This is a genomic window from Gilliamella sp. B14384G10, assembly GCF_016101685.1.
GTDB lineage: Bacteria > Pseudomonadota > Gammaproteobacteria > Enterobacterales > Orbaceae > Gilliamella > Gilliamella apis_A.
In genome coordinates this window covers 824,654-838,276 of sequence record NZ_JACFQA010000002.1, presented here as the reverse complement: position 1 = coordinate 838,276, position 13,623 = coordinate 824,654, and the positions used below count along the sequence as shown (strand labels likewise).

The window sequence follows — 13,623 nt, the reverse complement described above, 5'->3', positions numbered from 1 at the left end:
ATTTAACCTATAGTTTTATAAATGTATTAATTTTGTCGATTATATGTTTGGCGTTTAATCCAACTTCATCACGCATTTCTTGTTGTGATCCTTGTGGAATAAACACATCAGGCAATCCGATGTTTAAAATATCACATTTTGTTTTTTTCGATAACAAAAATTCATTGACGGCGCTTCCAGCCCCACCTTTGATACTGTTCTCTTCGATGGTTACAAGTATATTATGGCTTTGACCAATGTGCAAAAGGACTTTTTCATCTAGTGGTTTTACAAAACGCATATCTATCACTGTAGCATTTATTTGATCGGCTGCTTGTAAAGCTTCAGGTAATAATGTGCCAAAATTAAGTAAAGCAATATTTTCACCTTCACGACAGTATTTTGATTGTCCCAATGGTATTGGATTGAGTGGTTGTAAGCTAGCACCACATCCTTCACCACGAGGATAACGTACCGCTGATGGGCCATTATGTAAATAACCTGTATAAAGCATTTGTCGACATTCATTTTCATCACTCGGAGTCATAATAACAAGATTAGGAATACAGCGTAGAAAACTTAAATCGAAAGCCCCTTGATGGGTTTCACCATCAGCGCCAACAATACCAGCTCTATCTATAGCAAACAGGACAGGTAAATTTTGGATAGCAATATCATGGATCACTTGATCATACGCACGTTGCAAAAAAGTGGAATAGATGGCTACTACCGGTTTAAATTCACTAATAGCAAAGCCTGCGGCTAACGTTACCGCATGTTGCTCAGCAATGGCCACATCGAAAAATTGATTGGGATAGCGTTTTGCAAATTCAGTCATACCAGAGCCTTCGCCCATGGCAGGGGTAATTGCCATTAAACGTTTATCATGTTCGGCTATCTCACACAGCCAATCTCCGAATATTTTGGAATAGGTTGGTGCAACTTTTTTTGAAATCGGTAAAGTCCCTTCGTTGGGATTAAATTTGGGAACACCATGCCATAAAGTCGGGTTTTGTTCGGCAGGGCCATAGCCTTTACCTTTTTGAGTAATAATGTGCAGTAGTTGTGGTCCTTTTAACTGCCTCACCTTTTGTAAGGTAGCTACAAGTGTTTCGACATCATGACCATCTACTGGGCCAATGTAATTGAAGCCTAATTCTTCAAATAAAATGGCTGGAGTCACTAATCCTTTTAAATGTTCTTCGGTTTTTTTGAATAATTCTTTTAATGGCGGAATATTCGAAAGGACTTTTTTACCACTTTCACGAAAAGAGGTATAAGCTTTACTTGATAAAAGTTGCGCTAAATGCTGATTAAGTGCGCCGGTGTTTTCAGAAATCGACATATCGTTGTCATTAACAATGACTAGCATATCAGGTTTTATATGACCTGCGTGATTCATTGCTTCAAATGCCATACCAGCGGTTAATGCTCCATCACCAATAATTGCTGCTACTTTTTGTCCTGATTGCTTTTGTTGTTCAGAAATAGCAATACCTAGCGCGGCACTAATAGATGTTGATGAATGGCCAGTTGTTAACACATCGTATTCACTTTCATAACGATGAGGAAAAGGGTGCAATCCACCTTTTTGGCGAATGGTTAGCATCTGATCACGTCGACCAGTAAGGATTTTATGCGGATAAGCTTGATGCCCTACATCCCATATAATTTTATCAAATGGAGTGTTATAGACATAATGTAAAGCAACGGTTAATTCGACTACACCTAAACCTGAAGCTAAATGGCCACTAGATTGACTAACACTATCTAATAAAAATTGTCGTAATTCCTGACAAATCTCTGGCAATTGTGATAGCGGATAACGTTTAAGATCCGTGGGAAAATTGATTTGCTTTAATAAAGGAAATTTATCTAAATTCATTTTTATCATCTAGTTATTAGGTTAACTATTTCGATTAATAATAAAACCAGCAAGATCTTGTAATGGTTGGCTATTATAAGGTATTTGCCGCAGACTATCGATAGCTTGCCGATATAATGTGTTTGTCATTTCAATTGCATTTTGTAAGCCAACTAATGCCGGATAAGTACTTTTTTCAAGTGCAATATCTGAGCCTTGTGGTTTACCCATTAGTTCTTGTTCACCAATAACATCTAAAATGTCATCTTGAATTTGAAATGCTAATCCAATAGCTTGAGCATAGTCATCTAAGATTTGATAATAGGGTTTGGCTACCTCACCACTAGCATAAGCACCAAGCCTAACTGCAGCTTGAATTAAAGCACCGGTTTTATAATTATGGATATTTTGTAAATGTTCAAGGGTTACTTTTTGTTGTTCTGCTTGCAAATCAAGTGATTGACCTAAGCACATACCTGCAAGACCACTGGCGTTAGCAAGTTCACTAATCATATTAATTTTACTTTGGTTATCAATATGTTGATTTTCGCATAATAAACCAAAAGCTAGCGATTGTAAGGCATCACCAGCAAGAATTGCTTCTGCTTGACCAAATTGAATATGACAAGTAGGTTTACCCCGCCTGAGGTTATCATTATCCATGGCAGGTAGATCATCATGAATTAAAGAATAAGTATGCATTGATTCAATAGCTGCTGCAATGGGATCAAGTTTTTCTAAAGGACAATTAAACATCTGCCCAGTTAGATAAACTAGAATGGGGCGGATTCGTTTGCCTCCGGCAAGCAGACTGTAGCTCATCGCCTGTTGCAAGTTTGAAGGGGCAAATTGCGAAATATACGTTGTTAAATAATTATCAATACGTTCTTGTAATGGTTTTGTGCTATTCATTATTATCAATTGAAAATTCAGATAATTGAGCATCACTATTTTCAGATAACAAAATTTGGATGCGTTGTTCAGCCTCATTAAGTTGTTTTTGACCTGAACGGGCTAATTTAATCCCTTTTTCAAACTCATTTAAAGCTTCATCTAATGGTAAATCACCATTTTCAAGTTGAGTGACAATTGCTTCAAGTTGTTTGATCGTTTCTTCAAAACTTGCTTCTTTATCTTGTTTTTTTGCCATATCGTCCCCCTCTATGTTAAATGAGTATACACGTATTTTTTCTGATGGTGAATTAAGATATTTAAGTTAAATTTTTACATTAATTAAAACGTCATTGCACAATGAGTTGTGATTAGTTTTATTGAGTATCGTGGCAAGATGGATAATCTTCTTGTTCACGTTCAAGTTCATCAACTGATAGTTGGGCTATATCAGGATTGATCGGTTTTTTTACTTCAATTCCTAATTCCCTGAATCGTTCTATTTGACCAACAACATTACCTCGTCCTTTAGATAGTTTGTTCATTGAAGATTGATAGGTTTGTTGCGCTTTATCTAAGCAGTTACCTAGGTTTTCCATATCCTCAATAAAACCACGAACTTTATCATATAGTTTACTTGCTCTATCAGCAATAAGTTCGGCGTTACGATTTTGGTATTCAAATCGCCACAAATTATGAATAGTTCTTAACGCTACCAATAAGGTTGTTGGACTAACAATCATAATATTGTTTTTTAAAGCATCATTAATTAATGTAGGATCTTGATCAATTGCTGACAAAAATGCTGGTTCAACTGGAATAAACATTAAAACATAATCTAATGAATTGATACCAATGAGTTTGTGATAATCTTTTTGGCTAAGCTGTTTTAAATGATTACGTACCGAAGCAAGATGATCGGAAATAGCCTTAGTTCTAATATCATCGTCATCACTGTTAAAGTAACGTTCATAGGCAACTAAAGTAACTTTTGAATCAATGACAACATCACCACCTTGAGGTAAATGAACAATTACATCTGGTTGCAATCGTTGATTATTTTCATTGGTTAAATTAACCTGAGTGTGATACTCATGTCCCAAGCGGAGTCCTGAATTATCCAAAATTTGACTAAGAATAAACTCTCCCCAATTACCTTGAGTTTTGTTATTGCCTTTTAATGCATTAGTTAAATTAGTGGCTTCCTTAGTCATTAATTCATTAAGCTGTTGCAAATTGCGGATTTCATGGGTGAGAGTATGACGCTCTTTGGCTTCTTGTCCAAAGCTGTCTTGAACCTGTTTCTGAAAGCTTTCTAATTGTTGTTTTAGTGGTGAAAGTAGAAAATCTAAACTTTGTTTATTTTGTTGCTCAATCTTTTTGCCGCTTTGTTCAAAAATTCGATTAGCTAAATTTTCGAACTGAGTTGTTAAGCGTTGCTCACTTTGTTCCAGAATGGTTTGCCGTTGCTGTGCCGCATTCATGGTCTCTTCCAAACGAGTTTGTAACTCGCTAATTTTGATATTTTGGGCGATATTTTGTTGTTGGCATTGGTTTAATTCTTGTTCCAACTGTGTTATTTGAGTGGTTAAAACTTGATTTTCTTGTTTTTTTTGATTTAGTTGTAAATCAAATAAAGCATGTAGATTATTGGCTCTAAATTGCGTTTTTAATAAAGCGATTAATAAAACAACGGCGATAATAGCAATTATTATCGCTGTCCATTCACTTAAGCCTAAACTTCCAAACATGATCAAGCCCTTGCAAAAGTGAATGAAATGACATCGTCTAAATTCATGGCATCAAGTGCTAACATAATTAAGCGGTCAAGTCCTACGGCAACACCGGCACAATCAGGTAAACCAGCTTCCATAGCCGCAATTAACTCAATATCAATATTTTGTGGCGGTAAATTTTGATTAGCCCTATCAATATTATTTTGTTCAAAACGCATCTTTTGTTCTTGCGGATTGGTTAATTCTTTAAATCCATTAGCCAGTTCAACCCCTTTATAATAAAACTCAAAACGGCTGGCGACTCGATGGTCTTCCGAACTGATTGCTGCTAATGCTGCTTGAGAAGCAGGGAAATTATATACTGCAACGGGCTTTTCTTGACCAATATGAGGTTCGACGCCGAAACTAAATAGGCATTGTAATAAAGTGTCTCGATCATAATCATCAGTATTGAGCTCGATATTAAGCTTTTTAATCGCATCAATTAGATTTGCTTGATCAGCTTCCAATGGGTCAATATTTAGATGGCGTTGAAATGCTTTTTGATAAGAAATACGTTCGGCTGGTTCGCAATCTAAAATGTTTTGTAGAAGATCATCGACCTCGTTAATCATTTGCATCATATCAAATTGGATACGATACCACTCTAGCATAGTAAATTCAGGATTATGATAGCGACTCACTTCTTCATGATTACGAAAGCATTTACAGATTTGATAAATAGGGCCACTGCCAGCCGCTAATAAACGCTTCATATGATATTCAGGACTGGTGATTAATGACATTTTCTGCCCTTGTTGTTCATTGGTTTCACCAGGTTTTAAAAATAAGGTATGAAATGAGCTCAGATGCACATCTGTTACTGCATATTGGCTTAAGGTTGGCGTCTCGACTTCTAATATACAGCGATCAGCGAAAAACTGTCTTACTTGAGATACAATTTTAGCGCGCTTAAGTAAATTATTAATTGATGCAGTTGGTTGCCAAGTCATAAAAAAATATCCATGGATTTTGATTAATTACTAAAAGAAGAAATAGGGCATTAAGCCCTATCTCTTATTGCTGGCGTTCATTTTGCCATAATGAGAACAAATTGTCGTATTTTTCTTGCTGATGCCAGATGTGGCAATGAAGTGCAGAAAGAATAATAGGGTCTTCTAAAATCGCTAATTGTTGTTCTTTACTGATTTTTTCTAAATCCACTTGCTGATAGTGCTCAATCAGTTGTTGGCGCAATTGCTGATTTTTTGTATTAGGTAAATGACGAGAAGTCGATAATGCACAGGCTAACGCATTATAAATAGGATCAACAAGTGCCATAATAAAGCCATGTTCCATAAAAGCAGCTTCGGTTTGCGCTAAATAGTCACCAGTGAGTTTTACTGCACGTGAAGGGTGGGTTTCTTCAGGTGTTAAAAATAACCCTGCTTTTTTAGCTTTCATACCAATACTGGATAAACCAGAAATACGAATTACTAGTGGTGAAATAGTTAATGGAATTAAAATTGCGATATACCAATAGGTAAATTGTGGATTTAACCAAATAATCACACATAACCACACAATTCCTAATAACGATAAAGGCCAACAAAAGTAGAATGATTCCCCCCAAGTTAAGGCATCATCACTTCGTGATGGTGACTTCCATTGAATTTTGCTACCAAGCCATGCTTTAACAACGAATTTGCTATGGAAGATCATACGGATTGGAGCAAGGATCATAGACCACACCATTTCAATAAGAATTGATAAGGTTAGTTTAAATATTCCACCAACATCTTTTGCTCCTGTTCTGGCTATAATAATACCATAGCTAAATAATTTAGGTGCAAACAGCAATACCATCGTGGTTGAAAGTAGTTGAATCGCTAATTGTTCATCCCATCTTGGCCAAGTTGGATAAAATTGGTTTGGTTGGAAAAAATATTGTGGTTCAGAAATATTGAACACTAATAATAATAGTGTTGAGAAAATTAAAAATACCAACCACAATAATGATGAAATGTAAGCCATACCACTGGTTAAAAACATAACTCTATGAGTTAAAGTAATGCCACTTTTGAATATTAATCGAAGATTGATCAGATTACCCATACACCAACGATTATCTCGTTTAAGATCTTCAATCATATTACCTGGCAACTCTTCATAACTACCGTTCATATCGTAAGCAATCCATACTCCATAACCAGCTCGGCGCATTAAAGTTGCTTCAACCAGATCATGCGATAAGATATGAATCGGACCTTTACGTTTTTGCAATGGTGATAAAATACAGTGTTCAATAAATGGTTTGAGGCGAATCATGGCATTGTGACCCCAATATTGGGCTTCACTTAGTTGCCAGAAGTGAGTACCTGAACAAAAAATATCGCTATAAATTTGATTGGCAAATTGTTGAATACGGCCGTATAAGGTTGTCATTCTGACCGATTTTGGTGGTGATTGTAATATACCCGCTGTTGGATTCATTTCCATCATGGCAACCATTTTTAAAATACAATCGCCAGTCATAATACTATCAGCATCAAGAATCATCATATACTCATATTGATGGCCCCAGCGACGACAAAAGTCATCGATATTACCGCTTTTACGTTTTACACGGCGTTTACGATGACGATAGAAAATATTACAACCATTATCTGCTTTTTTAGCATTAAAATCAGCCCAAGCCTTTAATTCATTAACATACAAATCAGGATCGTTAGTATCACTAAGAATATAAAAATCACAACATTGAGCATGTCCTGTTTCAACCAGTGATTCATAGGTGGCTTCAAGTCCAGCGAATACTCGTGAAACATCTTCATTACAGATAGGCATGACTAAAGCGGTACGATGTTTTGCGTCAATATGAGCTGCGGGATCATTTGGAATAGCAATGGTATAACGGTCTTTTTTTATCACTGCCAAAATAAGACCCATGATACTAGTCCAAAAACCGATTGAGATCCAACAAAATAAAATAGCAAAGAGACCAATAATAAAACCCTGTATGATATAAGGGATAATACTATAGATAGCGAGTTCAGGATTGATGTCCCAATTAGCCATGAAACTAATCCTTTGCCAGCTTTGATACGGCAAAAGTGACGATAAATAAATTGTTCCATAGTATGTTTGAACTGCTATAAGCACAAACATAATTAGACGACGAATAAGTGCGATAATATTCACACGAGGTTTTGATTTAGCTGTATACCGTTCATTCCAAATTTGTGGTTGTACTGACACACGTTCAACTTTGGGATAACTAGGTTGCTGTTGTCTTGCTTCATTAAAATGGTCAATGTTGCCGACTTGACTCAATCGATATTTTAAGAATTCGACATCATTGGCAAGAGAGTTATTGTTTTCCGATTTCTGACGCCAAATTTCGGCGTCAGATAGATTTTCGAAGTAATCTTTTTTCATATTATTGGCTGATTATTATAATTATTGAGCAGGGTATTGCCCACTCCAAGTTTCGGACAAAACTTCACCTGTTTGAGAAGCGAGTTGAACACGCAGATCGGTTGCTTTTTTGTTATCTTCAACGTTGAATCGAATAATAACACGCCAACCTTTAGTTACTGAATTGTATTGGGAATCACAACTTACAATTGAGCCGTTATTAATACTTGAAATAACTTTAACAGGATTTTTATCAGATAACTGAGGTCCAGTAAAATCAATAACATATGCATTAGAACCATCAAGTTTACGTATTAAATTGGCTTGCTTGATATCACCTAGCGATAAACGAGTACTTTCTGCTCTAGCGACGTTAGCCGGATAACGATTTTGTTCGTTTAAAGTGTAATGTAGTCGATATTTAAAAGTAAGTTGATCACCGCCTTTATATTGCTTTTCAGGAACCCAGAAAGAAACAATATTATCATTGGTTTCATCTGCTGTTGGAATTTCGACAAGTTCAACTCGCCCTTTTTGCCAATCATTTAAAATTTCAACCCAAACGCTTGGTCGTAGTTCGTAGTGATCATCTAAATCTTGATAATCATCAAAACCTTTATCTCGTTGGATTAGGCCAAAACCTTTTGGATTTTCTAAACTATATGATGAAAAAGATAAACGTTTAGGATTGTTTAAGGGACGCCAGATCCACTCATTATTATTAGCCAAAATAGATAACCCGTTTGAGTCATGCATTGCTGGACGATAATTAAGTAGTGGTGATGGCTGATTTGGGCCATATAAGAACATACTAGTTAATGGCGCAATACCCAATTTTTTAACTGAATTACGGAAGAATACTTTAGCTTCAACCGTAACGGTGGTATCGATACTTGGTACTAGGGTGATTTTATAAGCACCAGTCACACTTTGAGAGTCAAGTAATGCATAAATGACTAAATGCTTTTGATTTGGTTCTGGACGTTCAATCCAATATTCTTTGAAGCGAGGAAATTCCTCTCCTGACATTTCACCGGTGTCGATAGCAAGACCTCGAGCAGAAAGGCCATATCGTTGATCTTTACCAACAGCACGGAAGTAACTACCACCAAGCGCAGTAAATATTTCATCATCGGTTTTTGTTGGTTTGTTAATTGGATAATGAACTTTAAAACCGGCAAAACCAAGATTTTTAGTATTTAAATTATCTAAATGAAGTTGACTCAAGTCGAAATAATCTGGATCGTATTTAATTTCATTAACTTGGTTATTGACAATTTCGTTAATTTTAACCGGAATGTCAAAATACATACCTTCATGATAAAACTCTAGTTTAAAGCGACTTTTGCGATCATTCCAATAAGCTTTATCATGTTTAAAAGAAATTTTCTGATAATCAGCAAATTGCAGTGAAGATAGCTCACTAGGAATGTTTTTAGATGGTTGGACATAAGACTTTTTTGATAATTTTTCTGCTTTTGTCACTACATCATTAAAAGTAAAAGCCCATGAAGAAAAACTCAAACAAGATATTGATGCTATGCATAACATCTTGCAAGTTAGTGTTTTACTAAATCGACTAATAGGTAATAAATTGTACATAAAAAAGACTCACTTAAGTATTATCTAAAAATATTAATGTAATTGATAATATTGTCTTTAGGGCTACTTAAACAATTTTCAAGATAATCAGTTTTCATTTCGTCAAGAATACTTGGATTTTCATCAATTAAAAAATGCGAGTAATTATCTTTGAGAATTTTAGTTTGTAATGCAGCCAAATCTTGTTCTGACATTCTAAATAATGGTTGATAGCGATTGGTTATATTTTCGGTATCTTTGCTGTAAACTGCGGCAACAAAATCAGCTGACCATTGACAGTAATTGTTTAGATTATTGTCGGTTGGATTAATTTTCTTTAACTCAATTTTATGTTCGGCTTGATTTTCTTCAATCACTTTTTTGAGTTGTATATCATATTTTAACTTATAGAATTCGTTAAGATAAAAATTTAACACACAGGAAGATTCGTTACTATCATCTTTACAGTCTAAAATACCTTGTTTTTTTATATAACTGTCAAATTGTTTATCGCCGACTAATTGAAGTAATTGATTTTTGGCATTAGATACAAACGGGTTATTTTGTTCCGTTTGTTCTTTTAATATTGTTAATGCATCGACTTCAATATTTTTGCCATTATTTTTTGTTTTAGACATATTGTTTTTTACACAGCCTGTGGCAAGAATAAAGACAATGGCACATGTAAGGATATTACTTATTTTCATATATCAAATTCCATGAACATATTCTTGAGTTGAAATTTCAGGTTGAGAAACTTAACACTTTGTAGTGAAGTCGTAACGCGAAATTATATACTCTTATTCTTTTAAAAACACTAGATGATTACATTAATTTAGTAAAAAACGCACTAAATATTCGTTTGCCGATTTTGTTTAATGTCGGCATATTTTTTTAATATCGACAGTAAATTGTGAATCATCGGTTAAAGCTGGCTTAAATTTTCCTTTTGCTTTTAAAAAAGCAATAAGCTGCTCGGCATTCATATCGGAGTTAGAACAGGTATGAAATCTAGCTTCGGTACCAAATTTTTCATGGATAGCATTAAGTAAAGATGATTCGGTATAATTGTTTCCATCCATCATCTGTAGTACTTCATGACCGTGAATTGATATCATTTCCCTCTCCTAGATTGCGGTTTATCTCGCTCTAATTATTATTTTTTAAGCGGTGAAAGATAGCAGATATTTTTAATAAAAAAAAGAGGTTAAATGTTAAAAAAATCATTAATTGTATTTAGATTAACCCTGATTATTATCAGGGTTAAATAATTAGAGTGAAAAAAGACAAATTCACAAGATAATCTTTATTTATTTTCACCGATTTTTACAATAATTGAGTGGTTTTCAATTTTAACCTGATGGATCACAACTGATAGTTTGTCAGCTAGTTTAAGTATCAGTTCATCTTTAATTTTAATTGAACCTTCATCAATATTTAAGGTTATTTCATCACGAGCGTTATGAATCATTGATAGTGGTAAAAATGCGAATGCGCCTATCTCTGTTAATCGAACTCGGGCCCCACCTCGATTAATGTCAACTATTTCAGCAGTAAAACATTGCTCTTGTTTATCGTATAAGTATTGGCTATAAAGATTTTCGGCGATATCTCGTTCAGCTAAACGTAATTTCTTACGACGATCTGCCATACTTTCTAATTGTTCGTTAGTTGGTGCAGGGAATGGTTGCTGTTTAAGAGAAGCTTTAAGTAAACGATGGTTTATCATATCACCATATTTGCGAATTGGTGAAGTCCAAGTGGCATAGGCCAAAAAACCCAAACCATAGTGGGGTTGTGGCGTTATCGAAAAATCAGCAGGACTTTGGAATTTACGCAACTTAGTTGATAGAAAATCATTATTATCAATTAATCGGCGTAATCTAATATATCCTTCAAATGAAGTTAGTGACTCTTTATCAAAATCAGAAATGCCATTATCAACTAATATTTTTAAAATTTGTTCAATGTGCTTACTATCAAAGCCTGAATGAGTATTAAAGACACCGGTACCAATCTTTTCAGTTAAATATAAGGTCAAAGCTAAATTAGCAATAATCATCATTTCTTCAACGATATTATTGGCGATGCCGCGTTCTTCTTTGAGGATTGATTGCACTTGGCGATTATCATCAAGTACAAATCGATAATCATTGTTTGCTTTAAAAATTAACGCATTTTGTTGTCGCCAATTGATACGAACTTTTGCTAGATCAGCTAACAATTTCAATTGGGTTTTGATTTCTGTGTTAGCAAAATTTAAATCACTTTGATTTTCAAGGAAATTAGAAACATTGTTATAACAAAGCTTAGCTTTGGATTCAATCCAAGCCGAGGTGAAATGGATATCATCAGCAGTAAATTGTCCCGTTTTATCTAGGTGAATTTTACATACCATTGCTGGGCGTTTTTGATTGGCTTTTAATGAGCATAGATCATCAGCCAATTGTTTAGGTAACATTGGAATATTAAAATCGGGCAGATAAGTTGTAAAATTACGAACTTTGGCAATATTATCCAGCTCACTATCAGGTAAAATATAGGCCGTAGGATCGGCAATGGCTATCATTAAGTTATAATTACCCATTTCATCGTGGCAAATAGCAATCGCATCATCCATATCTTCGGTATTTTCATTATCAATAGTGAAAAACGACACATTGGTTAAATCTTGTCGATTTTGTTGTTCACTTTCAGAAATGATTAATGATTCAGCTTGGGGGGCATTATCCTCTAATTGGTAACGAGCTAAGGTTTTCAACCATAATTGATAAATTGAATCAGAACTTGCGATAAATTGTGTTACTTGAGCAAGAAATTGTTGTTTATCTTTTTGCAATGGATGCGATTGTAATGTTGCCACAACCCAATCACCTTCGGTTAATTTTTGCTTAACTTCGGTGTTAACTTGACAACGTATAGCAAACTTAGTTGGCATATTTTCAGGATAAATCACCATAGCGCGATCTAAAAAGCCGATTTTACCAATAAATTTTTGTAAGCTACTTTCAATTAATATTTCAGGTTCAAATGACTCTTTATCATTATTGCTGATGATGGTTCCCGATACTTTATCTCCATGGCAAAGCTGCTTCATTTTGGCAACAGGAATAAAATAATTTGTTTTATTATCAACATCTAAAAAACCAAATCCTTTTTCGTGTGCTCGGACGATACCTTCAACATGAGGTTTTTGTTCTGCAAATTCTTGTTTAAGTTGGGCGAGTAATGGGTTATTTTGAAACATATGGCTTAATATTAATTGAAAAATTTAGACTAAATTCTATCATACTTATGCTTTTGGGGTTATTGAATTGTTCATCAATGACTGGCTATTGAAGTCAGTTACAATAAATAAAGAGTTAAAACATGAAATTAAATTATAAATTACAAGGCAATAAACAACCGATTTTATTAATGCATGGGCTATTTGGTAGTTTAGATAACTTAAACATGTTAGCTAAAGACCTCGTTGCAAATTATCAAACTATACAAGTTGATTTACGTAATCATGGCCAATCGCCATGGTCAAATATCATGAACTATAAAGCTATGGCGGAAGATATCGCGGAACTATGCCATGTTTTGCAATTACAGAACTTAATCTTAATTGGTCATTCAATGGGTGGCAAAGTTGCTTTACAATTAAGCCAACTTATTCCGCAACTGATTAGCAACATTTGTGCAATTGATATTGCGCCAGTTAAATATACTCAAACAATTAATACTCCGGTCATAAAAGCATTGGCACAATGCATTGATCAACAATTAGTTGATAGAAAGCAAATCGCTGAAGTTATGCGACAACATGGATTGAATGAACCAACGATTTTATTTTTGCTTAAATCCTTTAAACGTGAGCGTTGGCTATTTAATGCTGATGTAATTATTAATCAGTATGCCAATATTTGTGATTGGCAAACTATTTCAGCCAGTGCCATACCAACGTTATTTATTGGCGGTGGTAATTCTAGTTATATCAGTGATGAAAATTATCCAGCTATATTTAATCAATTTCCCAATGCACAAATTGATATTGTAGAAGGCGCTGGTCATAATGTTCATGCTGAAAAAACAGAGCAAGTATTGCAACATTTATATCATTGGTTAGCTGACTGATTATAATTATTTCAACAATAAAATTAATCAGTACAGCAATTGCTTAATTGATGGTTA

General features: G+C 34.6%; 11 protein-coding genes. 1 reads left to right on the top strand and 10 read right to left on the bottom strand.

Annotation, left to right across the window (positions count from 1 at the left end; translation table 11 throughout):
• Positions 1–7: 7 nt before the first annotated feature.
• From dxs to H3T54_RS08000, 10 genes are all read right to left on the bottom strand, one after another.
• Complete coding sequence (gene dxs, locus H3T54_RS08045; RefSeq protein WP_370527357.1) at positions 8–1,873, bottom strand: 1-deoxy-D-xylulose-5-phosphate synthase; 1,866 nt, start codon at positions 1,871–1,873, stop codon at positions 8–10.
• 12 nt (positions 1,874–1,885) lie between these two features.
• A complete protein-coding gene (gene ispA / locus H3T54_RS08040; protein WP_370527368.1) occupies positions 1,886–2,758 on the bottom strand; it encodes a (2E,6E)-farnesyl diphosphate synthase in 873 nt (290 codons plus the stop codon).
• Entirely contained in the window at positions 2,748–2,993 is a 246-nt protein-coding gene (gene xseB / locus H3T54_RS08035) for an exodeoxyribonuclease VII small subunit (RefSeq protein ID WP_065614071.1), read from the bottom strand. Before xseB ends, ispA begins: the two co-directional genes overlap by 11 nt.
• A 118-nt stretch (positions 2,994–3,111) precedes the next feature.
• A complete protein-coding gene (rmuC, locus tag H3T54_RS08030; RefSeq protein WP_198221923.1) occupies positions 3,112–4,485 on the bottom strand; it encodes a DNA recombination protein RmuC in 1,374 nt (457 codons plus the stop codon).
• Positions 4,486–4,487: 2 nt separating this feature from the next.
• Complete coding sequence (gene epmA, locus H3T54_RS08025) at positions 4,488–5,462, bottom strand: elongation factor P--(R)-beta-lysine ligase (protein ID WP_198221921.1); 975 nt, start codon at positions 5,460–5,462, stop codon at positions 4,488–4,490.
• Between the two features lie 64 nt (positions 5,463–5,526).
• Positions 5,527–7,887: a glucans biosynthesis glucosyltransferase MdoH gene (gene mdoH / locus H3T54_RS08020; protein ID WP_198221919.1), complete on the bottom strand. Its 2,361-nt coding sequence runs from the start codon at positions 7,885–7,887 to the stop codon at positions 5,527–5,529.
• A gap of 21 nt (positions 7,888–7,908) precedes the next feature.
• Positions 7,909–9,468: a glucan biosynthesis protein G gene (locus H3T54_RS08015; RefSeq protein WP_232351541.1), complete on the bottom strand. Its 1,560-nt coding sequence runs from the start codon at positions 9,466–9,468 to the stop codon at positions 7,909–7,911.
• A gap of 20 nt (positions 9,469–9,488) precedes the next feature.
• A complete protein-coding gene (locus tag H3T54_RS08010) occupies positions 9,489–10,154 on the bottom strand; it encodes a hypothetical protein (RefSeq protein ID WP_198221917.1) in 666 nt (221 codons plus the stop codon).
• A 168-nt stretch (positions 10,155–10,322) separates the two neighbouring features.
• Positions 10,323–10,565, bottom strand: a complete 243-nt coding sequence (locus H3T54_RS08005; RefSeq protein ID WP_110448341.1) for a YecH family metal-binding protein — start codon at positions 10,563–10,565, stop codon at positions 10,323–10,325.
• Between the two features lie 188 nt (positions 10,566–10,753).
• Positions 10,754–12,694 (bottom strand): exoribonuclease II, encoded by a 1,941-nt coding sequence (locus H3T54_RS08000; protein ID WP_198221915.1) that lies wholly within the window; start codon positions 12,692–12,694, stop codon positions 10,754–10,756.
• 122 nt (positions 12,695–12,816) lie between these two features.
• On the opposite strand from H3T54_RS08000, the gene H3T54_RS07995 reads away from it, so the two are divergent.
• Entirely contained in the window at positions 12,817–13,566 is a 750-nt protein-coding gene (locus H3T54_RS07995) for an alpha/beta fold hydrolase (protein ID WP_198221913.1), read from the top strand.
• Positions 13,567–13,623 lie beyond the last annotated feature (57 nt).